General features: G+C 46.6%; 34 protein-coding genes. All 34 read left to right on the forward strand.

Annotated elements, in window-relative coordinates; genetic code table 11:
• Positions 1 to 32 precede the first annotated feature (32 nt).
• The 34 genes from rplN (at position 33) to DRED_RS01395 (ending at position 23494) form a co-directional block, all read left to right on the forward strand.
• Positions 33 to 401: a 50S ribosomal protein L14 gene (gene rplN, locus DRED_RS01230; protein WP_011876614.1), complete on the forward strand. Its 369-nt coding sequence runs from the start codon at positions 33 to 35 to the stop codon at positions 399 to 401.
• Between the two features lie 97 nt (positions 402 to 498).
• Entirely contained in the window at positions 499 to 819 is a 321-nt protein-coding gene (rplX, locus tag DRED_RS01235) for a 50S ribosomal protein L24 (protein ID WP_011876615.1), read from the forward strand.
• Between the two features lie 26 nt (positions 820 to 845).
• Positions 846 to 1391 (forward strand): 50S ribosomal protein L5, encoded by a 546-nt coding sequence (rplE, locus tag DRED_RS01240; RefSeq protein ID WP_011876616.1) that lies wholly within the window; start codon positions 846 to 848, stop codon positions 1389 to 1391.
• A 23-nt stretch (positions 1392 to 1414) separates the two neighbouring features.
• Positions 1415 to 1600, forward strand: a complete 186-nt coding sequence (locus tag DRED_RS01245) for a type Z 30S ribosomal protein S14 (RefSeq protein ID WP_011876617.1) — start codon at positions 1415 to 1417, stop codon at positions 1598 to 1600.
• Between the two features lie 21 nt (positions 1601 to 1621).
• Entirely contained in the window at positions 1622 to 2020 is a 399-nt protein-coding gene (rpsH, locus tag DRED_RS01250) for a 30S ribosomal protein S8 (RefSeq protein ID WP_011876618.1), read from the forward strand.
• A 24-nt stretch (positions 2021 to 2044) separates the two neighbouring features.
• Positions 2045 to 2593, forward strand: coding sequence for a 50S ribosomal protein L6 (gene rplF / locus DRED_RS01255; protein ID WP_011876619.1), 549 nt, complete (start codon positions 2045 to 2047; stop codon positions 2591 to 2593).
• Positions 2594 to 2611: 18 nt separating this feature from the next.
• Positions 2612 to 2980: a 50S ribosomal protein L18 gene (gene rplR, locus DRED_RS01260; protein WP_011876620.1), complete on the forward strand. Its 369-nt coding sequence runs from the start codon at positions 2612 to 2614 to the stop codon at positions 2978 to 2980.
• 30 nt (positions 2981 to 3010) lie between these two features.
• On the forward strand, positions 3011 to 3511 hold the full coding sequence (gene rpsE, locus DRED_RS01265) for a 30S ribosomal protein S5 (protein ID WP_011876621.1): 501 nt from the start codon (positions 3011 to 3013) through the stop codon (positions 3509 to 3511).
• Between the two features lie 11 nt (positions 3512 to 3522).
• Positions 3523 to 3702 carry a 50S ribosomal protein L30 gene (gene rpmD, locus DRED_RS01270; protein ID WP_011876622.1) on the forward strand — a complete coding sequence of 60 codons (180 nt, stop codon included), beginning with the start codon at positions 3523 to 3525 and terminating at the stop codon, positions 3700 to 3702.
• 13 nt (positions 3703 to 3715) lie between these two features.
• Positions 3716 to 4156: a 50S ribosomal protein L15 gene (rplO, locus tag DRED_RS01275; RefSeq protein WP_011876623.1), complete on the forward strand. Its 441-nt coding sequence runs from the start codon at positions 3716 to 3718 to the stop codon at positions 4154 to 4156.
• 2 nt (positions 4157 to 4158) lie between these two features.
• A complete protein-coding gene (secY, locus tag DRED_RS01280; protein WP_011876624.1) occupies positions 4159 to 5418 on the forward strand; it encodes a preprotein translocase subunit SecY in 1260 nt (419 codons plus the stop codon).
• Positions 5419 to 5430: 12 nt separating this feature from the next.
• On the forward strand, positions 5431 to 6177 hold the full coding sequence (map, locus tag DRED_RS01285) for a type I methionyl aminopeptidase (protein ID WP_011876625.1): 747 nt from the start codon (positions 5431 to 5433) through the stop codon (positions 6175 to 6177).
• A gap of 28 nt (positions 6178 to 6205) precedes the next feature.
• Entirely contained in the window at positions 6206 to 6514 is a 309-nt protein-coding gene (locus DRED_RS01290) for a KOW domain-containing RNA-binding protein (RefSeq protein WP_011876626.1), read from the forward strand.
• Positions 6515 to 6533: 19 nt separating this feature from the next.
• Positions 6534 to 6752 carry a translation initiation factor IF-1 gene (gene infA / locus DRED_RS01295; protein WP_003544696.1) on the forward strand — a complete coding sequence of 73 codons (219 nt, stop codon included), beginning with the start codon at positions 6534 to 6536 and terminating at the stop codon, positions 6750 to 6752.
• Positions 6753 to 6780: 28 nt separating this feature from the next.
• Positions 6781 to 6894 (forward strand): 50S ribosomal protein L36, encoded by a 114-nt coding sequence (gene rpmJ / locus DRED_RS01300; protein ID WP_003544690.1) that lies wholly within the window; start codon positions 6781 to 6783, stop codon positions 6892 to 6894.
• A 21-nt stretch (positions 6895 to 6915) separates the two neighbouring features.
• Positions 6916 to 7287 (forward strand): 30S ribosomal protein S13, encoded by a 372-nt coding sequence (rpsM, locus tag DRED_RS01305; protein ID WP_011876627.1) that lies wholly within the window; start codon positions 6916 to 6918, stop codon positions 7285 to 7287.
• Between the two features lie 24 nt (positions 7288 to 7311).
• Positions 7312 to 7701: a 30S ribosomal protein S11 gene (gene rpsK / locus DRED_RS01310; RefSeq protein WP_011876628.1), complete on the forward strand. Its 390-nt coding sequence runs from the start codon at positions 7312 to 7314 to the stop codon at positions 7699 to 7701.
• Positions 7702 to 7723: 22 nt separating this feature from the next.
• Positions 7724 to 8350, forward strand: a complete 627-nt coding sequence (gene rpsD, locus DRED_RS01315; protein ID WP_011876629.1) for a 30S ribosomal protein S4 — start codon at positions 7724 to 7726, stop codon at positions 8348 to 8350.
• Between the two features lie 49 nt (positions 8351 to 8399).
• Complete coding sequence (locus DRED_RS01320) at positions 8400 to 9347, forward strand: DNA-directed RNA polymerase subunit alpha (protein WP_011876630.1); 948 nt, start codon at positions 8400 to 8402, stop codon at positions 9345 to 9347.
• Positions 9348 to 9361: 14 nt separating this feature from the next.
• A complete protein-coding gene (gene rplQ, locus DRED_RS01325; protein WP_011876631.1) occupies positions 9362 to 9700 on the forward strand; it encodes a 50S ribosomal protein L17 in 339 nt (112 codons plus the stop codon).
• 218 nt (positions 9701 to 9918) lie between these two features.
• The gene (locus tag DRED_RS01330) at positions 9919 to 10752 is read left to right on the forward strand and encodes an energy-coupling factor transporter ATPase (protein WP_011876632.1); all 834 of its coding nucleotides are present in this window, start codon (positions 9919 to 9921) and stop codon (positions 10750 to 10752) included.
• Positions 10737 to 11588: an energy-coupling factor transporter ATPase gene (locus tag DRED_RS01335; protein ID WP_011876633.1), complete on the forward strand. Its 852-nt coding sequence runs from the start codon at positions 10737 to 10739 to the stop codon at positions 11586 to 11588. Before DRED_RS01330 ends, DRED_RS01335 begins: the two co-directional genes overlap by 16 nt.
• A gap of 97 nt (positions 11589 to 11685) precedes the next feature.
• Positions 11686 to 12495, forward strand: coding sequence for an energy-coupling factor transporter transmembrane component T family protein (locus DRED_RS01340; protein WP_011876634.1), 810 nt, complete (start codon positions 11686 to 11688; stop codon positions 12493 to 12495).
• A gap of 229 nt (positions 12496 to 12724) precedes the next feature.
• Positions 12725 to 14266: an anthranilate synthase component I gene (trpE, locus tag DRED_RS01345; protein WP_476580509.1), complete on the forward strand. Its 1542-nt coding sequence runs from the start codon at positions 12725 to 12727 to the stop codon at positions 14264 to 14266.
• Positions 14247 to 14816, forward strand: coding sequence for an anthranilate synthase component II (locus DRED_RS01350; protein WP_011876636.1), 570 nt, complete (start codon positions 14247 to 14249; stop codon positions 14814 to 14816). Before trpE ends, DRED_RS01350 begins: the two co-directional genes overlap by 20 nt.
• A 35-nt stretch (positions 14817 to 14851) precedes the next feature.
• The gene (trpD, locus tag DRED_RS01355) at positions 14852 to 15889 is read left to right on the forward strand and encodes an anthranilate phosphoribosyltransferase (protein WP_011876637.1); all 1038 of its coding nucleotides are present in this window, start codon (positions 14852 to 14854) and stop codon (positions 15887 to 15889) included.
• Positions 15886 to 16683, forward strand: a complete 798-nt coding sequence (gene trpC, locus DRED_RS01360; RefSeq protein ID WP_011876638.1) for an indole-3-glycerol phosphate synthase TrpC — start codon at positions 15886 to 15888, stop codon at positions 16681 to 16683. The genes trpD and trpC overlap by 4 nt, the downstream gene beginning before the upstream one ends.
• Positions 16673 to 17311 (forward strand): phosphoribosylanthranilate isomerase, encoded by a 639-nt coding sequence (locus DRED_RS01365; protein WP_238442555.1) that lies wholly within the window; start codon positions 16673 to 16675, stop codon positions 17309 to 17311. The genes trpC and DRED_RS01365 overlap by 11 nt, the downstream gene beginning before the upstream one ends.
• A complete protein-coding gene (gene trpB / locus DRED_RS01370; protein WP_011876640.1) occupies positions 17295 to 18485 on the forward strand; it encodes a tryptophan synthase subunit beta in 1191 nt (396 codons plus the stop codon). The genes DRED_RS01365 and trpB overlap by 17 nt, the downstream gene beginning before the upstream one ends.
• Positions 18482 to 19285, forward strand: coding sequence for a tryptophan synthase subunit alpha (trpA, locus tag DRED_RS01375; protein WP_011876641.1), 804 nt, complete (start codon positions 18482 to 18484; stop codon positions 19283 to 19285). Before trpB ends, trpA begins: the two co-directional genes overlap by 4 nt.
• A gap of 218 nt (positions 19286 to 19503) precedes the next feature.
• Positions 19504 to 20247 carry a tRNA pseudouridine(38-40) synthase TruA gene (gene truA, locus DRED_RS01380; RefSeq protein ID WP_011876642.1) on the forward strand — a complete coding sequence of 248 codons (744 nt, stop codon included), beginning with the start codon at positions 19504 to 19506 and terminating at the stop codon, positions 20245 to 20247.
• 266 nt (positions 20248 to 20513) lie between these two features.
• On the forward strand, positions 20514 to 20945 hold the full coding sequence (rplM, locus tag DRED_RS01385) for a 50S ribosomal protein L13 (RefSeq protein ID WP_011876643.1): 432 nt from the start codon (positions 20514 to 20516) through the stop codon (positions 20943 to 20945).
• A gap of 33 nt (positions 20946 to 20978) precedes the next feature.
• The gene (gene rpsI / locus DRED_RS01390) at positions 20979 to 21371 is read left to right on the forward strand and encodes a 30S ribosomal protein S9 (protein WP_011876644.1); all 393 of its coding nucleotides are present in this window, start codon (positions 20979 to 20981) and stop codon (positions 21369 to 21371) included.
• 341 nt (positions 21372 to 21712) lie between these two features.
• Positions 21713 to 23494, forward strand: a complete 1782-nt coding sequence (locus DRED_RS01395; protein WP_011876645.1) for a sigma-54 interaction domain-containing protein — start codon at positions 21713 to 21715, stop codon at positions 23492 to 23494.
• Positions 23495 to 23518: the final 24 nt, after the last annotated feature.

A 23518-nucleotide genomic window follows, 5' to 3' on the forward strand; every position in this document is an offset into this window, starting at 1 on the left:
GCTAATACCGGGCACGAAGGGAGGTATTTTCCGTGATTCAAGTTCAAACGATCTTGAAAGCTGCAGACAACACAGGAGCCCGTAAGTTAATGTGCATTCGTGTCATGGGTGGCTCCCTGCGTCGTTATGCCAGTGTTGGAGATATTATTGTTGCTTCCGTTAAAGAAGCTACACCCGGCGGCGTTGTTAAAAAGGGTGATGTTGTTAAGTGCGTTGTTGTTCGCACCAGCAAAGAAGTGCGCCGTCCAGACGGATCTTATATTAAGTTTGATGAAAACGCTGCTGTTGTCATCAAAGATGACAAAACCCCAAGGGGAACTCGTATCTTTGGACCCGTAGCCCGGGAGTTGCGTGAAAAAGACTTTATGAAGATCGTTTCACTTGCACCTGAAGTTATCTAATCGGATTTAAGCAAGAGGTAAGAGTGGTAGGAGAGAAATTCGATCCAACCTCTAATTTCCCCTCTCTCACCTCTTAATCGGGAGGTGTATGAATTACATGCCGAAAGTTCACGTTCGTAAGGGCGATACTGTTATGGTAATCACCGGTAAAGATGCTGGTAAAAAGGGTAAAGTAGTTACTGTTGAACCTGCAAAAAATCGTGTGATTGTTGAAGGCGTTAACATTGTTAAACGTCACCGGAAGGCCACTCCCCAAATGCCTCAAGGAGGTATTGTGGAAAAAGAGGCCCCCATCCATAGCTCCAACGTTATGCTGTTCTGCAATAAGTGCAACAAGGCTACACGTATTCAGAAGAAAGTTCTGGACAACGGCAACAAAGAGCGTATTTGCAAGCATTGCGGTGAAACACTCAGCTAACAAGAGCTCGGAAAGGAGGAAAAAACGTGGCAAGGCTAAAGGATAAATACCTGAACGAAGTTCAGCCGAATCTAATGCAAAAGTTCGGTTATAAGAATATCATGCAGGTTCCTAAGCTGGAGAAAGTTATTATTAACATTGGTCTTGGCGAAGCCGTTCAAAACAGTAAAGCTGTTGATGCTGCTGTTGGTGATCTAATGGCTATTACCGGCCAACGTCCCATTACTACCAAAGCCAAGAAGTCTATCGCAGCATTTAAGTTGCGTGCAGGTATGACAATTGGTACTAAGGTTACCTTGCGTGGAGAGCGTATGTATGAATTTGTTGATAGACTGTTCAACGTTGCGCTGCCCCGGGTACGTGACTTCCGTGGGATATCAGATAAATCCTTTGACGGTCGTGGCAACTACACCATGGGCCTGAAAGAACAACTGATCTTCCCAGAAATTGAATACGATAAAATTGACAAGGTACGTGGTATGGATATTACATTCGTTACCACTGCCAAAACAGACGAAGAAGCCAGAGAGCTGCTGAAACTTATGGGCATCCCCTTTGTTAAAGTAAGCTAACTTCCGGTAAAGGAGGGTATTCGGTGGCCAAAAAATCCATGATTAATAAGGCAAATGCACCACAGAAGTTTACGGTACGTGGTCATAATCGCTGCAAACTATGTGGTCGCCCCCATGGCTATATGAGAAAATTTGGCATTTGCCGTATTTGCTTCCGTGAACTTGCCTACCGTGGGGAGATTCCGGGAGTAAAGAAAGCCAGCTGGTAATCAGGAAGGAGGTTGCATCACATGGTCATGACTGATCCCATTGCGGATTTTTTAACACGGGTTCGCAATGCTAACACTGTTTACCATGATAAAGTAGAAGCCCCGGCCTCCAACGTAAAAAAGGCTATTGCTGAAATCCTGAAGCAAGAGGGCTACATTAAAGACTACGAATCCGTTGAAGATGGTAAACAAGGTATAATTAGACTCTATCTTAAGTATGGCGCCAACAAACAACGCGTTATTACCGGCCTGAAAAGAATTTCTAAGCCCGGTCTGCGTGTGTACGCAAAGAAAGATCAAATCCCTAGAGTATTAGGTGGACTAGGTATCGCCATTGTATCCACATCAAAAGGAATTATGACCGATAAACAAGCACGTCAATCCGGTCTCGGTGGCGAGGTTATTTGCTACGTCTGGTAGGCGTCGTAACAGGAGGTGTGACAGATGTCCAGGATTGGTAAAAAGCCTATTCCAGTGCCTCAGGGTGTAGACGTGAAAATTAACGGTAATGTTATCAGCGTTAAAGGACCCAAAGGCCAATTGGAACAGGAATTCCACCAGGATATGAATATTAAGCTGGAGGAAGGCAATCTGGTGGTTGAGCGTCCCAGCGATGCAAAAGATCACAGAGCTTTACACGGTCTTACCCGCACCCTGTTAAACAACATGGTAGAAGGAGTGACCAACGGCTTCCAGCGTAATCTTGAGCTGGTAGGTGTTGGTTACCGTGCTGCCAAGCAGGGCAACAAGCTGGTACTGACCATTGGTTATTCTCACCCAGTAGAAATAGAGCCCCCCGCTGGTATCGAAATTGAAGTTCCTGCGGCAACTAAGATTGCCATCAAAGGAAGCGATAAGCAAGCGGTAGGGCAATTAGCAGCGAATATTCGTGCTGTTCGTGAACCTGAACCATACAAAGGTAAAGGTATTAAATACGAAAACGAAATTATTCGTCGTAAGGCTGGTAAAGCCGGCGGTAAAGGCAAGAAATAGGGAAGGAGTTGAACTCGGTTGCTTACCAAACCTGACCGTAAAGCGATACGTGCAAAACGCCGTCGCAGAGTCCGGAATAAAATTTTGGGCACAGCGGCAAGACCACGTCTTAACGTATTCCGTAGCCTAAACAATATGTATGCCCAACTCATCGATGATGAAACTGGCGTGACCGTGGTTGCTGCTTCAACCCTATCGCCGGAGTTAAAAGAAACATTTAAAAACGGTGGCAATGTTGAAGCTGCTAAAGCAGTCGGCGACTTAGTCGGCAAGCTAGCCCTGGAAAAGGGTATTAAAGAAGTTGTATTTGACCGTGCTGGTTACCTCTACCACGGTCGTGTAAAAGCTCTGGCAGAGGCTGCCAGAGAAGCAGGATTAGACTTCTAGTCTGATCGCAAAGGAGGGAAGCAACGACACATGGCGAGAATTGATGCCAGCAAGCTGGAACTAACCGAAAAGGTTGTGTATATAAACCGTGTTGCCAAGGTAGTTAAGGGTGGTCGGCGCTTTAGCTTCTCCGCTCTGGTGGTAGTTGGCGACGGTAACGGACACGTGGGTGCCGGTCTAGGTAAAGCCGCAGAAGTTCCCGAAGCTATCCGCAAGGGAATTGAAGACGCTAAGAAGAACATGATTAAAGTTCCCTTAAATGGAACTACCATTACTCACCAGATCCAAGGTCGTTTCGGAGCAGGAAAAGTACTGATGAAGCCAGCTGCCAAAGGTACTGGTGTTATTGCAGGTGGTCCTGTACGTGCCATCCTGGAATTAGCAGGTGTAAGGGACATCTTAACCAAATCCCTTGGCACCAACAATGCTAACAACATGGTAAATGCTACCATGGAGGGACTTAAGCAGCTTAAGACCCCTGAAGAAGTAGCACGTTTACGGGGTAAAACCGTAGAAGAATTATTAGGTTAGGGGGACGGACAATGGCCAAGCTGAAAATAACCCTTGTACGCAGTCTTATCGGCAGGCCTGAGGCACAGCGGAAAGTTGTCCGCGCCCTTGGCTTAGGTAAGACCAATAGTATGGTAGAACAAAACGACAGCCCCATTATTCGGGGTATGATCAATAAAGTTGCTCACCTGGTTAAGGTTGAGGAAGCCTAAAGGAGGTGTACCGGTGAATCTTTCCGAATTAAGACCAGCTCCCGGTGCAAGAAAAAAACCCACCCGTAAGGGTCAGGGTATCGGCTCCGGATTAGGTAAAACTGCCGGCAAAGGTCACAAGGGACAAAACGCAAGATCCGGTGGCGGTGTACGCCCTGGTTTTGAAGGCGGTCAAATGCCTTTACAACGGCGATTCCCAAAGAGGGGCTTCACAAACATCTTCAAGAAGCAGATCACTGCTATTAACTTAGATGAACTGAATGTGTTTGAAGCTGGCACTGAAGTAACTCCAGAATTATTATTAGAAGCAGGTTTAATTAAGAAGGTCGGCGACGGTGTAAAGATATTGGGTGATGGTATCCTGGAAAAGGCTTTAACCGTAAAAGTTCACGCCTTTAGTAAATCGGCAGTTGAGAAAATCACTGCTGCAGGCGGAAAAGCCGAGGTGATCTAAGGGTGTTAAACAGCCTGACAACTGCGTTCAAACTAGACGAACTGCGGAGCAAGCTGCTTTTTACCCTGGCAATGCTTTTCTTGTTCCGGGTGGGTGCCCATATACCGGTTCCCGGAATTAACCCGGAGGCATTTGCCAACCTGCTAACAAAGGGCCAACTGTTAGGCTTCTTTGATGTAATCTCCGGGGGTGCATTCAAAAATGCAAGTATCTTTGCAATGAGTATCACCCCCTATATTAACGCCTCAATTATTATGCAGCTTCTAACGGTGGTCATTCCCCATCTGGAGAAATTGGCCAAAGAAGGAGAAGAGGGGCGTAAAAAGATCACCCAATATACCCGTTACTTTACCGCTGTGTTAGCATTTGTTCAGGCCATTGGCATGACCATGGCACTGAAGGGTGCGCTGGTTAACCCTAGCGTCTTGAACTACCTAACCGTCGCCATTACATTTACGGCTGGTACTGTTCTTCTGATGTGGATTGGTGAACAAATCACCGAAAAGGGAATCGGTAATGGGATATCATTATTGATCTTTACGGGTATCGTCTCAAGAATACCATCTGCCATGGTAAATATTGGTCAGTACCTAAAGGCAGGCACCATTAACATCCTGAGTATCCTGGTTCTACTGATTATCGGGACTTTGGTGATTGCTGCGGTTATCTATGTACAGGAAGGTCAACGCCGTATCCCTGTACAGTATGCAAAGCGTGTGGTGGGACGCCGTGTTTATGGTGGTCAAACCTCTCATTTGCCTTTAAAAGTTAACCAGGCTGGTGTTATTCCGATTATCTTTGCTTCTTCACTGTTAATGTTCCCAGGTCAAATAGCTTCCTGGTTTCATGGTAATGCAGTTGCCGATTGGTACCTAAGGTGGTTTGCCTGGGGAGGCGTTCTCAACAGTGTTCTCTACGCTTTATTAATTGTTGGGTTTACTTACTTCTACACAGCAGTAATTATGAACCCTGTTGATATGGCCGAGAACATTAAGAAGTATGGTGGTTTTATTCCGGGCTTACGCCCGGGACGTTCTACCGCGGAGTACATCGGCAAGGTTATGAGTAGAATTACATTGGCCGGTGCAGTTTTCCTAGCGTTAATTGCTATCCTGCCTAACGTAATATTGGCTTTAACCCGTATTCCAAACGTATACTTTGGTGGCACTGCCCTGCTAATTGTGGTGGGTGTGGCCTTAGATACGATGAAGCAGATTGAATCTCACCTGCTGATGCGGAGTTATCAAGGCTTCTTGAAGTAGCGGGTGATTCAGATGATTACGATAAAAAATGAACGTGAACTGAAATATATGCGGGATGCCGGTGGCGTAGTGGCGAAAACCTTTAAGATTCTTAACGATATGGTTAAGCCAGGTGTTACCACCAAGGAGCTTGACGCTAAAGCAGAGGATTTTATTATTAGTCAAGGTGCCAGACCGGCATTTAAAGGGTACGGCGGTTTTCCAGGTACCCTGTGCACTTCTGTGAATGATGAAGTTGTTCATGGAATTCCCGGTTTAAGAAAACTGGAAAATGGGGATATTATTAGCATTGATTGTGGTGCGGTAATAAATGGTTTTGTTGGTGACAGTGCCCTTACCCTTCCTGTGGGAAACATCAGTCATGAAGCTCAGGAACTATTAAGGGTCACCGAAGAATCTTTATACGCCGGCATTGCTCAAGCAGTGGAAGGTAATCGTCTTTCAGATGTTTCTCATGCAGTACAAAAGTGTGCTGAGAAACAGGGCATGTCAGTCGTTCGGGATTATGTAGGGCATGGCATAGGGGCCAAAATGCATGAGGATCCGCAGATTCCCAATTTTGGGCCTCCTGGCCGCGGGCCCAGGCTTAAGCGGGGAATGACATTAGCAATTGAACCAATGGTAAACCTAGGCACCTTTGAGGTACGTACCCTTGATGATAATTGGACGGTCGTAACTCTTGACGGAAGGTTGTCTGCTCACTTTGAACATACAATCGCCATAACCGATGATACACCAGAGATCCTAACAAAGCTTTAAGTGACCAAGGCACGGAGAGGTGTAGGAGGTGCAAGGTTTGGTAGATGAAGTGAGGGCCGGGCAATTGGTAAGTTCGACCCAAGGGCGCGATACGGAAAGGTACTACCTGGTTCTAAGCAAGTCTGATAACAGCTTTGTTTATGTTACCGACGGTGAATATCGAGGGGTTGAAAAACCCAAGAGAAAGAACCTTAAGCATCTAAAGATTTGGCCGGTAGCTTCAGAAAATATCGGAACCAAAATAGCTGCCCAAATGAAGGTAACAAATGCTGATATAAGATCAGAACTGGCTGCAATGATGAAAAAACTCCAGGAAGAACCTTTACTCAAAGGGTAAGGAGGTTGGGAAAAGAGCAATGTCAAAAAATGATGTTATAGAAGTTGAAGGTAAAGTATTAGAGCCGCTTCCGAATGCGATGTTTCGGGTGGAACTTCAGAACGGACACAAGGTATTGGCACATGTATCGGGCAAGATTCGAATGAATTTTATCCGTATACTACCTGGCGACAGGGTTACGGTGGAACTGTCTCCCTATGACTTAACCCGGGGTCGCATCGTTTACCGCTTCAAGTAAACAAGATCCCCCAAAGGAGGGTTACATTATGAAAGTCAGACCATCGGTTAAACCGATTTGTGAAAAATGCAAGATCATCCGCCGTGAAGGTAAGGTTATGGTTATCTGCGAAAACCCCAAGCACAAGCAAAAGCAAGGGTAACACGGGAGGTGTATTCGTAATATGGCACGTATTGCCGGGGTGGACCTGCCGAAAGATAAAAGAGCAGAAATCGCTCTTACCTATATTTACGGTATTGGTAAGCCCACCGCTCAAAAAATTCTAGCTCAAACCGGTGTAAATCCGGATACTAGAATCAAAGATTTAACTGAAGAAGAAGTAAACAAACTTAGAGACTATATCGATAAAAACACTAAGGTTGAAGGTGACCTCCGTAGAGAAGTTGCACTTAACATCAAGCGTCTGATTGAGATTGGCTGCTACCGTGGTATCAGACACCGTCGCGGACTTCCTGTTCGCGGTCAGCGCACAAAGACCAACGCTCGTACCCGTAAGGGTCCCAAAAAGACCGTTGGTGCACGCAGGAAGAAGTAAGGCGAGAGGGGGTAAAGAACAAACATGGCTCGTCGCCAAGTAAGAACTAAACGTAAAGATAAGAAAAACGTTGAACAAGGTGTGGCACATATCAAGTCCACCTTTAACAATACCATTGTTACCATCACCGACCTTAAGGGCAACACTCTTGGCTGGTCCAGCGCTGGTCAGGTTGGTTTTAAGGGTTCTCGTAAAAGCACTCCCTTTGCCGCCCAAATGGCTGCAGAAGCCGCTGCCAAAGATGCGATGGAACACGGCTTGAAAGAAGTAGAGGTTACCGTTAAGGGACCCGGTTCCGGACGTGAAGCTGCAATTCGTTCCTTGCAAGCTGCTGGTCTGGAAGTAAACATGATCAAAGATGTTACTCCAATTCCGCATAATGGTTGCCGGCCGCCTAAACGCCGGAGAGTGTAATAGGGGAGGTGCATGAGTTTCCATGGCAAGATACACTGGTCCACACTGCCGTCAATGTCGGCGTGAAGGCCTGAAACTGTATTTAAAGGGAGACCGCTGCTACACCGGGAAATGTGCAATTGACCGTCGTAGCTATGCTCCCGGACAACATGGTCAAGGTCGTAAGAAGGTTTCTGAATATGGTATTCAGTTACGTGCAAAGCAAAAAGCGCGTCGTATCTACGGCGTACTGGAAAAGCCTTTCCGTAACTACTTCGAGCATGCAGAGCGTCAACCCGGTATTACCGGTGAAAACCTACTGCGTCTGTTAGAGCGTCGCTTGGATAATGTAGTTTACCGTCTGGGCCTGGGTGCTTCCAGAGTTGAAGCAAGACAACTGGTTCGTCACGGTCATTTTACCGTAAACGGTAAGAAGGTAAATATTCCATCCTTCCAGGTTCGCGTAGGAGATGAAATTGCTGTTCGTGAAAAGAGTAAGGCCTCTCCCCGTATCAAAGAATTAGTTGAGAGAGCCGCTGACCGTACTACTCCAGCTTGGTTAGAGTATGATGGGCAGGAAGCTAAAGGCAGAGTTATTGCATTACCCAGCCGGGATCAAATCGACGCTCCGGTTGAAGAGCATCTAATTGTCGAGCTGTATTCCAGGTAATTGGTCGGTTATAGGTTAGTTCCGGTCCGGCCAAAGGAGGGTTACCGAATTGTTGGAGATTGAAAAGCCGAAGATTGAGATTGTAGAACAGAGTGAGGATAACACATACGGTAAATTTGTAGTAGAACCTCTGGAGCGGGGTTACGGGATTACCCTGGGCAACTCTCTTCGCAGGATTCTACTATCCTCCCTGCCTGGAGCTGCTGTTACATCCGTTAAAATCGAGGGTGTATTGCACGAGTTTGCCACAGTTCCGGGGGTTCAGGAGGATGTTACCGATATTATTCTAAACCTGAAAAATCTTTGCCTTAAGATTCACAGCGACGAGGAAAAAGTTCTTCGGGTGGAAGCACAAACCGAAGGTCCCGTCACTGCCGGTGATATTATTCACGATGCCGATGTGGAAATCTTAAACCCTGATTTGCATCTGGCAACCCTTGACACCGGTGGACGGCTGTTTATGGAAATTTCTGTAAACAAAGGCCGGGGATATTCTTCAGCAGAGAAGAATAAAAAGGGTGAGCATATAATTGGGGTTATACCCATCGACTCCATCTATACACCGGTGCGTAGGGTGAACTACAATGTGGAAAATACCCGTGTAGGTCAGATTACGGACTATGACAAGCTCACTCTTGAGGTCTGGACCAACGGCAGTATCCGACCGGACGAGGCTACCAGCCTATCTGCCAAAATTTTAAGTGAACATTTACGGCTGTTTATTGGTTTAACTGAAACAGTCAACGATGTTGAAATTATGGTGGAAAAAGAAGAGGAGCAAAAGGACAAGATTCTCGAGATGACCATTGAGGAACTTGATATGTCTGTACGCTCCTATAACTGCCTAAAACGGGCTGGCATAAACACTGTTGAAGAACTGATTCAGCGTAACGAAGAGGATATGATGAAAGTTCGTAACCTCGGTAAGAAGTCGCTGGAAGAAGTGATAAATAAATTGCATGAACTAGGCCTGTCGCTTAGGCAAGAGGATGAGTAAGGGAGGGACGAATTGTGGGCTATCGTAGATTTGGTTTAACCACTGGCCATCGCAAAGCTATGCTGAGAAACCTCGTTACCTCTTTATTCCGGGATGAACGGATTGAAACTACCGGACCCAGAGCTAAAGATGTACGCAGCATTGCTGAGAAGCTGGTTACTGTTGCCAAGAAGGGCGATCTGGCTGCTCGCCGCCAGTGCTTAGAATACATCTATGAAGAAGATGTAGTAAGAAAACTTTTTGATACCATCGCTCCCCAATATGCTGAGCGCCAAGGCGGATACACTCGTATTATTAAAGTGGGTTATCGCCGGGGTGACGCAGCTGAAATGGTGCTGTTGGAACTAGTATAATTCCATGGCGTAAATAATTAGCGGAAACCCCGGGCTGTGCGGTTTCCGTTTCGCCTTGCCTCAAGGCAACGGTTAAAGGCCCCGGGTGGGCGCCATTGTGCGCACTCCCGGGGCCTTTTGCAACTGTCCCAAGTCCAAGGGTGTCTCCTACCGGAGGCATATAAGGTTTTTAACACAGATGCTAAAAGTAAAGGGTTACAAATCTTCAGTGAGGTGCTATGAGTACACCTATCATATCCGTACAAGATGTATCCTACAGCTACCCGGAAACCGGTAAAAAACAAGCTCTGGCAGACATAAATATGAAGGTTTATCAAGGTGAAATGATTGCGCTGCTAGGACCCAATGGTTCCGGCAAATCGACCCTAGCCAGGCTTTTAAATGGCTTATTGTTACCAGTTAAGGGTGAAGTAATTGTCGATGGGCTGCTATCCTCGGATAACCAGTACACCTGGGAAATACGTCGTAAAGTGGGCATGGTCTTTCAAAACCCCGATAACCAACTGGTAGCTGCATTGGTGGAAGAGGAATTGGCCTTTGGTATGGAGAACCTGGGTATTTCTCCAGAGGAAATGAAAAGGCGTATCCGTAAAATAAGTGAAAGAATGGAATTGTCAGAATATCTGGAGTTTCCACCGCACAGGTTATCTGGCGGACAAAAACAGCGAGTGGCCATTGCCTCTGTCTTGGCCTTGGAACCAGAAGTACTGGTTCTGGATGAGCCTACCTCTATGCTGGATCCCGGAGGAAGAAAAAGGGTAATGCTGGAACTGGAAAGATTGAAACAAAGGGGTACAACCATTGTGTTGGTAACCCATGATATGACAGAAGCTGTTATGGCAGATCGAGTGATGGTTCTGGAACAGGGGAAACTGGCCTTTCAGGGATCACCAGTCCAATGCTTTTCAAAAATAGAATGGTTAAGGAAAATTGGACTAGAATTACCGCCAGCCACGGAACTTGCCCGACGTTTAAAGCTAAAGGGTTTGCCAGTGCCTACTTCACCATTACATGTATCAGATTGGATTGAATATCTATGTCCCCAGTTATAGAAATTAACAAACTGAACGTTATCTATGCTGCTGGAACTCCCATGGAACGACAAGCCCTAAGTGAAATTAGTTTGCTGGTGTCAAAGGGTGAATTTCGGGCTATTATAGGGCCCCAGGGATCAGGTAAGTCAACGCTGCTACAAGTGATGGCTGGCTTAATTACAGGCGAGGGAACGGTAAAAATTGCAGGACTAGACCTTAGTGCTAAGAAAAATCGAGTTCAATTATGGCGGCAGGTGGGTGTTGTTTTCCAGTATCCAGAAAAACAGTTATTTGAGGACACAGTATGGAATGATGTAGCCTACGGACCTCAAAACCTGGGCCTCAAGCAGGACGAGGTCAAAAGCAGAGTTCAAATGGCCCTGGATAAGGTAAAACTGGAGGAAGAATACTTTCATATTTCACCCTTTAAGCTTAGTGGCGGGCAACAGCGAAGAGTTGCCATAGCCGGGATTTTAGCCATGGAGCCCAAGATATTACTGCTAGATGAACCAACAGCTGGCTTAGACCCCCAGGGGAGGCAACAGTTGATGGGGATGTTTTCTAGCCTTTGTAAAAAAGAAAAAGTAACCGTAGTGCTGGTAACCCATGATATGGAGGAGGTTGCTAACCGGGCTGATCGTGTAACTGTTTTGCAACGGGGGAAGCTGATCATGGAAGGGACACCGCGGGAGGTATTTTGCCGAGGAGAGGAACTGGCGTCCGCTGGACTTTCAGTTCCTTTTGCAGCAGAACTTGCCACTTCTCTAAGAGTGAAGGGATTTAATATAAAAAATCTTGCCACCCTACAGGAGGCAGAACGGGAACTGGAGAGAATACTAAAGGCTAAGCGATAAAGGGTAGCCAAAGACTTTAGTCCTTTAGATATATGTAAATAAAACAAGAGTTAATGACTAATGACTAAAAGCTAATGGTTACACAGGAGGAAATACCTTGTTCCTTTTTTCAAACATAACAGTTGGTCAGTATTATCCTACAAAATCCATTATTCATCATATGGATCCCCGGGCAAAGCTTTTGGCCATGCCTCTGATTATTGCAGCGGTACTCCTGGCGAATCACAGGCTGGGTTATTTAATAACGGCTACCATGGTATTTTTGGCAGTGGCCTTGGCTAGGGTACCTATGGTTTCCTTCTTACGGGGGATGAAATTTCTCTGGCTGTTTCTATTGATTAGTCTTATATTACAGACCCTTACTTATCCAGGCGAAGTATTATGGCAGTGGGGTTTTTTAGCCGTAAGCCGGGAGGGCTTACTATTGGGCTTAAAGCTCGCTTACCAATTAACTTTACTGATTTTGACAGCCATGCTGTTGACCATGACCACCACCCCGGTTAACCTGACCGGAGCCTTGGAGAAACTTTTCCAGCCCTTTAAGCCCTTGGGGTTACCAGCCCATGAACTGGCCATGATGATGGCCATCGCACTGCGGTTTATACCCACATTACTAGAGGAAGCTGAAGCGATCATGAAGGCGCAGCAGGCCAGAGGGGGAAGCATTGCTGCCGGGAAACTTGGCCCTAGGTTAAAAGCTGCTGTGGCTTTGTTAGTACCACTACTGGCTGGCTCTCTGAGGAGAGCGGACGAACTGGCCCTAGCAATGGAGGCACGCTGTTATCGGGGAGACCAAGGCCGTACAAAGCTCAAGCAGTACCAATATAAAATGATGGACTTCCTGATACTTATTGTTGTTGCAGTGATAACAGCCATGGTTATCCTGAATCGTTGGGGCATAATATAGGTTTTTTTGCATATTATTGAAATATGCATTGACTTAGTTTAGTTTGTGTGTTAACCTAAATCCTAATTTAGTAAGATAGCTGAGATGAGTTTAGTTAAATAGAAGAGTTGAGAATAGCTGAGAATAGTGAGATCGGGACAACTATGTCTTTTTTTAAACCGGAGCTCATATTTCGAGCTGCCGGTTTTTTGCATTTTTTTGGGGGTCAGACCCCCGTAAAAAATGTCGAATGATGGAGGTGAGAGATTTGTATAATCCTTCCTTTACGGAGTATCGTTCATTAGCCGAAGAATATAACTTAATTCCAGTTTACAGGGAGTATCTGGCCGACACCGAAACCCCAGTTTCAGTTTACGAAAAACTGGCGCCCATGGGCCCCAGCTTCTTACTAGAGAGTGTTGAGGGGGGAATAACCCTGGCCCGGTATTCTTTTATTGGCTGCCAGTGTTTTTTAAGCTATCGATTTCACCAAGGACGAGCGGAGTATAGGGGGTTAGCTGGCAAGGTTCGATTACATGGGGGGCCACTACAGGCACTGGAGGGGGTCCTAAGCAGGTTTCGTACACCAGAATTATCTGGCTTGCCCCGCTTTACTTCCGGTGCGGTGGGTTATTTTGGTTATGACATGATACGCCATCTGGAACACCTACCCAATAAGAAGGAGGATGAACTTAATTTACCCATCTGCCAGCTTATGTTTCCCGGAGTGGTGCTGGCCTTCGATCATGTAAAGCGAACGTTATTAATTATTGCCAATCATCCTCTCAGTGGATCTCCGGAGGAATCCTACAGGGAAGCCATAAAAAAAATAGACCGAGTGGCAGAAAGAATTTTTCAGCAAGAAAAAATCAACTATTCTCCCAAGTCCAATGCCCAGGGATATCCAATGAACCAAATAAATCAATTCTTAGCTGAAAAATCATCCATAACCAAAGAACATTTTGAAGAAGCTGTCCAAAAAGCGAAAAAACATATTCAGGCAGGCGACATATTTCAGGTGGTATTATCACAGCGGTTTACGTTGCCCTTTTCCGGCCAACCCCTTCACCTATACAGAAGACTACGCGCTATTAATCCTTCGCCCTACCTCTATTATCTTGATTTTGGGGACTTTTCCCTAGTGGGGGCTTCACCGGAAATGCTGGTGCGTCTGGAAGGCAACCAAGTAATCACCCATCCCATTGCTGGTACCAGGCCAAGGGGAAAGCAGCGGGAAGAAGATAACCTGCTGGCAGAGCAGTTACTGGCCGATGAAAAGGAACGGGCAGAACATTTGATGTTGGTAGATTTAGGACGTAATGACTTGGGTAGGGTTTGTTTGCCAGGCACTGTCAAGGTTAGCCAATTCATGAAAGTCGAACGATACTCCCATGTGATGCATCTGGTTTCCCATGTGGAAGGGCAAATGGAGAAAGCTAACAACAGCCTTGGGGTATTGGCAGCCTGTTTTCCTGCAGGTACTGTAACCGGAGCTCCCAAAATCAGGGCCATGCAAATTATTGACGATTTGGAACCCCTAGCGAGGGGGCCCTACGCCGGGGCCGTAGGCTATGTGGACTTTGCCGGCAACCTTGATACAGCCATCATCATCCGCACAGCCATCCTACGGGAGGGCAAAGCATACATACAGTCAGGTGCCGGCATTGTGGCAGATTCCGATCCAACCAAGGAGTATGAAGAAACACTGCATAAAGCCAGGGCCATGGCATCGGCAGTACTAGCAGCAACCAATGAGGAGGGGGAGAGGTTTTATGCTGGCTGTACTGGATAACTATGATTCCTTTACCTATAACCTGGTTCAGTTAGTTAGAGAATTAGGCCAAGAGGTAAGGGTTTATCGAAACGATGCTGTTAGCTTGAAAGAATTGTTGTCGCCTGAAATAAAGGGCTTAATTATTTCACCGGGACCGGGGCGACCCGAGCAAGCAGGAATCTGCCAGGAGGCCGTCCGCTATTTGGTGGGTAAACTTCCTATTCTAGGGGTTTGTTTGGGGCATCAAGTCATTGCCCAATCCCTGGGGGGAAGGGTAGTTCCAGCAGCAAGGTTGATGCATGGCAAAACTTCTGCTATTTGCCATGATAATAGAGGTCTCTACAGTAACATTCCCCAACAATTTGTTGCTGCACGGTATCATTCACTGGCGGTAGAAGAAAAGAGCTTACCCACCTGTTTAAAGGTCACGGCCCGCACGAAGGAGGGTGAGGTGATGGGAATTCGACATCAGCATTACCCGGTGGAGGGAGTCCAGTTCCATCCGGAATCCATTGCAACCACCTGTGGTAAAGATTTACTAAGCAATTTTATTAATCAGAGTTCATGAGTTAGTTGAGACGAGTGGAGAAGGAGGAGAGATGAGTGATTACTGAAGCTATTCAAAAAGTTGTAGCAGGGATAAACCTGTCTGAGGCCGAGGCGATGGAAACCATGCAAGAGGTAATGGAAGGAAAGGCCACTCAGGCCCAAATTGCCAGCCTTTTAACAGCCCTGCATTTAAAGGGGGAAACTGTACCAGAAATTACAGGTTTTGCACGAACCATGCGTACTAAGGTTATTCGAGTGCAGACCAAGCGAAGGAATCTGGTGGATACCTGCGGTACAGGTGGCGACGGGGCCAATACCTTTAATATTTCGACGGCCTGTGCCTTTGTGTTGGCCGGCGCGGGGCTGCCTGTGGCCAAACATGGCAATCGCTCTGTTTCTAGCAAGTGCGGCAGTGCAGATGTGCTGGAGCAACTGGGCGTTTTCGTACAGTTAACTCCGGAGGAAGCAGGGCTTTGCCTTGATCAAGTTGGAATAGCCTTCCTTTTTGCACCCCTCCTGCATGGAGCCATGAAATACGCTGCAGCTCCTAGAAAGGAAATAGGTATTCGTACGGTTTTTAATATATTAGGTCCTCTTACCAATCCGGCCTTTGCGGAGAACCAAGTGCTAGGGGTTTATTCTTCAGACTTAGCCCCGGTTTTAGCCCAGGTGTTGGCTAACCTGGGTACCAAGCGATCCTTTGTAATCCATGGGTGCGGTGGCCTGGATGAAATATCTTTAGCCGGTGAGGCACTGGTGTATGAAGTGAAGGACAATCAGGTAAAGGAAATGATTATAGATCCCATGGATTACGGCTTAGACAGGGCACCTATCTCAGCCCTGGCAGGGGGAGATGCCAAAAGGAATGCCAGAATGATAAAAAATATTCTAAGCGGTGCACCGGGCCCCCAACGGGACACCATTATTATCAATGCAGCTTTGGGACTGATAGCCGGTGGATTGGTAAGGGATTTGGCAATGGGTATTCGGCTGGCGGAACAAATTATTGATGAGGGCTATGCCTTGAAAAAGTTAAATCTTTTGGTGGAGTTTAGCCAAACACTGGTTGGGAGGAGGTCCGCAGCCCTTTGATTCTGGAAAAAATTAAAGAAAAGAAAAGAGAAGAAATTCGGCAACTACTTCTTACTGCCAATGTAGCCCACATGAAAAAGAAAATTTTGGAGTTACCCCCAGCCAGAGATTTTCGAAAGGCCCTTTATAATCAGGGACAGGTAAGCCTCATTGCAGAAATTAAGAAGGCCTCCCCTTCAAAGGGGCTGCTTTGCCCAAACTTTGATCATCGCCAACTGGCCCATATATACCAGTCCAATGGAGCTGCAGCGTTATCAGTTTTAACAGATGAGAACTTTTTCTTAGGAAAATTGACTTATCTGGAGGAAATAAAGCAACAAAGCAGCCTACCCCTTCTAAGGAAAGATTTTATTCTTGACCCTGTGCAGCTTTATCAAAGCCGACTGGCTGGAGCAGATGCAGTTTTATTAATTGCCGGGCTGCTTACCCCCGGCGAGCTTAGTCAATTATTTTTGTTATGCCGAGAAATTGGTATGCAAGCATTGGTGGAAGTACATACCCAAGAGGAATTACAACGGGTACTGACTACGGATGCAAAGTTGATTGGCATTAATAATCGGGATCTCTCCACCTTTCAAACCAATTTGGCAACCACCGCAAAACTGCTGGAGCAGGTACAAATAGAGGATATTACCATTGTCAGTGAAAGTGGTATTGCCCAAAAAGAGGATATAAAATTTCTAAAATCCCTGGGGGTTCATGGGGTTCTGGTGGGAGAAGCTCTGGTAACCGCCCAGGATATTGCTAAAAAGGTGCAGGAAATTGTTGTGGCAGGCGGAAGGGGTGAAGCTTGATATGGTTCGAGTGAAAATTTGTGGTGTTCAGGATCCAAAGATCGGAGTAGCAGCTGCCCTGGCAGGGGCAGACGCCATCGGCATAGTCTTTGCCAGCAGTAGTAGAAGAGTAACACCGGAACAGGCCCGGGAAATCTGTCAGGCTTTACCTCCATTTACCGCTAGAGTGGGTATCTTTGTGGATACGCCGCAGCAAGAAGTACAACAGATTGCTCATTTTTGTGGCTTGGATGTGATTCAACTACATGGCGGTGAAAGTGCTGATTACTGCCGAGATCTGGGATTCAGGTGTATTAAAGCAATACCTGCCAGAAATAGGCAATGCCTGGAGGAAGCCAATGCCTTCCCAGTCAGTGCGTTGCTGGTGGATTCCTATGTCAATGGAAAGAGCGGAGGAAACGGCTGCACCTTTAATTGGCACTTGCTAGAAGGGCTTCAACTAAATAAACCCTTAATCCTGGCCGGAGGACTGAATATCGAGAATGTTGGACGTGCAGTGGCCTATGTTCGACCCTACGGTGTCGATGTTTCCAGCGGGGTGGAAGTAAAGGGCCAAAAAGATATCCCTTTGATTAAAGCTTTTATAAAAAGAGTCAGAGAGGTGAGCTTCAATGCAACCGGATCATAGAGGTTATTTTGGCCCTTACGGTGGTGCCTTCGTGCCAGAAACACTGATGCCTGCACTGGAAGAACTAATCCAGGCTTACGGGGCAGCCAGTGAGGATGAAGAATTTTTAAAGGAGGTAACATATTATTTAAATGATTATGTAGGACGGCCATCTCCTATTTATTTTGCCCGTGCCCTCAGTGAGGGGACCGGGGGAGCCAAGATTTTTCTGAAGAGAGAGGATCTAAATCATACCGGCGCCCATAAAATTAACAATACCATCGGACAACTGCTGCTGGCCCGGCGGATGGGTAAAAAACGAATCGTAGCAGAAACCGGGGCGGGGCAGCATGGTGTGGCCACCGCTACGGTTTCTGCCATGCTGGGTATGCAATGTGTTGTCTATATGGGTGAAGAAGACATCCGACGCCAGGCCCTTAATGTATTTCGTATGCGCTTACTGGGGGCAGAGGTGGTTAAGGTCAGTTCTGGTACTGGAACATTAAAGGATGCTATGAATGAAGCCATGAGGGACTGGGTTACAAATGTAAGGAATACTTTCTATGTGATTGGTTCGGTGGCGGGACCACACCCTTATCCTAAAATGGTAAGGGACTTCCAATCCATTATTGGTCGAGAAGCCCGGGAACAAATGCTCAAAAAAACCGGCAGACTGCCTGATTATGTGGTGGCCTGTGTAGGTGGCGGTAGTAATTCCATGGGTATTTTTTATCCATTCTTAGAAGATCAAGAAGTCCATTTAGTTGGGGTAGAAGCAGGGGGGCTGGGGTTGTCTTCCGGGCAACATGCAGCCCCTCTCACAGTTGGACGGCCTGGGGTTTTGCATGGCTCCTATAGTTATTTAATGCAGGACTCCCACGGCCAAGTTCACTCGGTTTATTCCATATCGGCGGGGCTGGATTATCCGGGGGTTGGTCCGGAGCACAGCTACCTAAGGGATGCTGGGAGAGTCCGCTACACGGTGGCCACCGATAAAGAAGCCCTGGAGGCCTTCCATTTACTTTGCCGAACCGAAGGAATCCTGCCAGCCCTGGAGAGTTCCCATGCACTGGTGGAGGCCGTAAAATTAGCCAAGGTACTGGACAATAGCCACAACATTCTGGTTTGTTTATCTGGGCGAGGAGATAAAGATGTTCATACAGTTGCCGAGGGAATGGGGGAAGAACTGGTATGACAGGGGTAGAAAAAATAAATGCAACTTTTAACAAGGTCCGGGAGAAACATGAAAAGGCCTTGGTAACCTATGTGACTGCTGGAGACCCGGATCTTAAGACAACGGGTCGCCTTATTTGCAGCATGGACAGGGCCGGAGCGGATATCATTGAAATAGGGATTCCCTTCTCGGATCCCTCAGCCGATGGGCCTGTCATTCAGCGGGCATCGGCCAGGGCATTAAAGGAAGGAACCAATCCACCAGCTATTTTAGAGCTAGTAAAAGAAGTGAAAGAACAAGTTCTGGCTCCTTTAATCTTAATGTCTTACTATAACCCCATTTTACAATATGGCTTATTAGAATTTTGCCGTGATGCCGCAAATGCCGGGGCAGCGGGATTGATAGTGCCAGATTTGCCACTGGAAGAATCTACAGAATTGCTGCTGGCAGCAGGGCAGGTAGGTCTAGCTTTGATTCCACTGGTGGCCCCTACCACCAATCGTCGTCGTTTAGCAAGAATCACTGCTGCTGCCCAAGCCTTTGTTTACTGTGTGACAGTGACAGGAATTACAGGAACCTCTCAAAATGTCACCGGAGAGATTGAAGAATTGTCCAAGGAAGTTCGAGAAGCTACGGAACTACCTATGGTGGCCGGCTTTGGCATTGCCAGCCCGGAACAAGCGGTCAAAGTGGCCAAATATTGTGACGGTGTGGTGGTGGGTAGTGCCCTAGTTAAATTAGTGGAAACCCATCAGGAGGATTCTCTGGAACCAGTGGCAAACCTTACCCGGCAACTGAAACAGGCATTAGTACAACCCTAGAGGGACTAGGAAGATCCAGCCACCGTATTACGCCAGAGAAATATAGAACACATTAAACATTCTTGAGTTCTTGTAAATGCAATTTGGTTGCTTCTTTCTGGCTTCTTGAGTAAAATAATAAAGAAACTTTCCCCTGCATTATCCTGCAGGGGATTTTTTAAGCATATATTTGCCATTGCCAATTATCCATGTTAGTCACTCAGCGGAGGTAAGGCTTCATGAAAAATATTAAATTAACCCTAGCCTATGATGGTACAAATTATCATGGTTTTCAAGAGCAGCGGGGGACCGGATTGGCAACCATACAGGAAGCTTTAGAAAAAGCCCTCAGTACCATCGCCCAAACCCCTATTCAAGTGATCGGGGCAGGACGAACCGATGCAGGCGTGCATGCCCAAGGGCAGGTGGTTAATTTTCGCAGTGAGAAATGGCCGGTGCCAGCTGAAAAAGCCCCTTTAGCCCTGAATGTTTTACTGCCAGGGGACATCAAGGTGGTGAAGGCAGAGGAGGTACCTATGGACTTTCACGCCCGATTTTCGGCAGTGGCTAAGACTTACCGCTATTCAATCTATCACCACAGAGTGATGTCACCCTTTCATCGGTACTATTGCTATCATGAACCCAGAAGATTAGATGTTAACGCCATGCAAGAAGGAGCGGCTTACCTGCTAGGCACCTATGATTTTAAAAGTTTTCAGGCCCAAGGAACCCCGGTTAAGGATACAATCAGGACCATCTACCGGGCAGACATTATTGAAGATGCGCCGGTCATAAACCTATATTTGAGAGGAAATGGCTTTCTGTATAATATGGTGCGTATTATTACGGGTACATTATTAAATATTGGCTTTGGCAAAATCAAACCGGAGGATATGGTGAAGATTATTGAGTCCAAGAACCGTACCCTTGCCGGCACAACTGCTCCACCCCAGGGGCTTTGTTTAATGGAAGTGGAGTATTAGGTTTGGGGTAATTCTTTTCGGTCTAGCCGTGAGCCTTGAGCCATGAGCTCCTAGTATTGGTATGTATGTAATACGGGGTAATTGTTGAAAAGGCAGATTACCGTTGATGAAGATACCTTAAAGAAATACCTTCCAATGAACAAAGTAATGCCCTTCTACTTGACACCGCTATAGGTATGGATTAAAATATCCTTATGTGTGGCCAGTTGCGATTCCCGCCCCGTTATCGTAAGCTGGCGACAGGCTGTAAGGAGGGTAACGGATAAATGAAGACTACGTTTATGGCCAAGCCAGCTGATGTACAGCGGAAGTGGTATGTCATAGATGCTGAAGGAAAGCCCCTTGGTCGTGTTGCTGCAGAAGCTGCTCGTATCCTGCGTGGTAAGCACACTCCTATGTTTACTCCCCACGTAGATACCGGAGACCATGTAATTGTTATTAATGCTGATAAGGTAATCCTTACCGGTAAAAAATTGGATCAAAAGATGTACACCCGGCACAGTGGATATCCTGGCGGTTTGAAAGAATTTTCTTACCGCACCATGATGGAGAAGCGTCCCGAGTTAATTGTGGAAAAAGCCATTAAAGGCATGCTGCCTCATAACCGTTTAGGAGCTCAGCAATTCAAAAAGCTGAAGGTTTATGTAGGCAGTGAACATTCCCATGAGGCTCAAAAGCCGGAAGTGTGGAACTTTTAATTTTTAAGATCTGTACCGGAAGGAGGAAATATTGTGGCACAAGTACAGTTTTACGGAACCGGCCGTCGTAAAAATGCCGTGGCTAGAGTTTACCTGGTTCCTGGCGAAGGCAAGGTTGTTGTAAACAATAAAGAAGTATTAGACTATTTTGGTCGTAAAACTTTAGATATGGTTGTTCGCCAGCCTTTGGAATTAACCAATACTACCGGACGTTTTGATGTTCTGGTTAAAGTAGTAGGCGGTGGTGTAAGTGGTCAAGCAGGTGCAACTAGACATGGCCTTGCTCGTGCTCTGGTACAAGCTGACCCCAACCTGCGTCCTGTTTTAAAACGTGCTGGTTTCTTAACCCGTGACCCTCGCATGAAAGAGCGTCGTAAATACGGTCTTAAGAAAGCCCGTCGTGCTCCTCAATTCTCCAAACGTTAATTTGTGCAAACAAAAGGAAGGCATTTGCCTTCTCCAGACTGTTGAAAAACCTCGTGTACTTTTGGACACGAGGTTTCCTTTTAGGCGTCTACTAAATGATTTAATGTTTTTATGTGGAAAATTGATTAGTGAACACAAAGGCCCGCTGCCATCAAATTTCTTTGCTAGGTAGAGGGCTACATTGCCCCCTATACAGTTCACCATAAAATGTGTAAAATAAAAATTGATCTTTGCATATTTCAATAAGGCGATGCATTTTATGAGCAGGGATTTAGCACATGCAAAATCATAAGTTTGTTAATGAAAGGTAGCCAGTATTGTACTACCGGAAAAGGAGACATATGGCTGGTATTCTGTTAGAGATTCAAGAAACGGTAGAAAAGTACGCCTCCATTATGGCCAAAATTTCAAACTTTGACGTTGAGGTAGTGGACGCCGATCTGTTTCGCGTAGCTGGGACAGGGATTTTTGCCCCTTTTGTAAACATGGATATGTCGGCGGAAGGATACGCTTACCGTCAGGTTCTAAAAACCGGCAAACTGCAGATCATCTATACGCCGGGCCGTGACCCCATCTGTCAGGACTGCCCCAAGCGGCACAACTGTACCGAGGAAATTGAAATTGCAATGCCCATTCTTGCCCGAGGAAAAACCATCGGGGTAATCGGCTTGGTGGGTTCCAGCGAGTGGCATAGAAACACTATTTTGCAGGACGAGGGGACCTACCTTGGCCTCATTGAGCAAATTGCCAACTTTATTGCAGCGAAAGCCACCGAACGAATTGACCAAAAGAAACAGGAGTCGATGCTGTCAGCATTGTCCTGCACCATCGACCACATGGAGCAGGGCATTTTGATTTTGGGCAGCGACCGCACAATCACCCTTGCAAACTATGAAGCACGTAAGCAGCTGAAGCTGGAAATATTAGAAGGAAGCCAGGTGAAATTAACCCCCACCCGGGATAAAATCAATGGCCAAAGTGAATACCTTCTCTCTGTAGCGGAGAAGAAAACATATATATTAGGTGAAATTTATATCCCCTTTAAGGTGGATGAAAGCTATGCGGAGGTTCTGGTATTCACCCGTTCTAAAAATCTGCATCAAAAGATGTATGCCTTGACGGCCGCAATTTCCACCGGCAACATAATAGGCAGCAGCGAAGAAACCGCTGCTTTACGCATGGAAATTGAAAAGGTAGCCAACAGTGCCTCCACCGTATTGATCACCGGGGAAAGCGGCACCGGCAAAGAGGTGGCTGCCACCGCTATTTGGCGGGCCGGCAACCGCCGTGACCAGCAGTTTGTTGCACTCAACTGTGCGGCCATCCCAGAAAGCTTGTTGGAGTCGGAGCTGTTTGGCTATGTGAAAGGCGCCTTTACCGGGGCAGATCCCAACGGAAGAATCGGCAAGTTTGAATTAGCCAACCACGGCATCGTCTTTTTAGACGAAATTGGGGACATGCCGCTGTATCTGCAGGCAAAGTTGCTGCGTATTCTACAGGATAGAAAGATCGTTCGTATCGGTTCGAACCAGCTCATACCCGTGGATGTACGGGTGATTGCCGCCACCAATAAAGACCTGAAATCAATGATTGCCGACGGCAAATTCCGTGAAGACCTGTATTACCGCCTGAATGTAATTCCTTTAAACATCCTGCCTTTACGGCAGCGACAAAAGGATATTCCGGATCTGGCTAATCTGTTCGCGCAGCGGTATGCAACCCGTTTTGGTAAATCCCAGTGCAGAATTCCACCTCAAACGATGGATGCATTGTTGGCACATCCATGGTACGGGAATGTACGGGAACTGGAAAACACGATTGAATTTATGGTCAACATGAGCGATGAAGAAGGCATTTTGGATTTAGATACCCTGCCAAGAGATTTCTTAGAGCACCAGAGGAGAGCGGCATACAAACATGATTGGAGTGCCAACCCGGCAGAAGGTTCTTTACCGCCAACCGATGCGCAAACCGTCCTGCCGTTAAAAGAAGTGGAGCGCCGTGAAATCCAGAAGGCTTTACAGCTGTTTGGCGAAAGCACCCAAGGCAAAAAGAGCGCTGCCAAAAGCTTGGGCATCAGCCTGGCCACCCTGTACCGAAAGACAGAGGAGTTCTCAAAATAAGAAACACCAATTCTTAATTTGAGA

The organism is Desulforamulus reducens MI-1, assembly GCF_000016165.1.
Taxonomy (GTDB): domain Bacteria; phylum Bacillota; class Desulfotomaculia; order Desulfotomaculales; family Desulfotomaculaceae; genus Desulfotomaculum; species Desulfotomaculum reducens.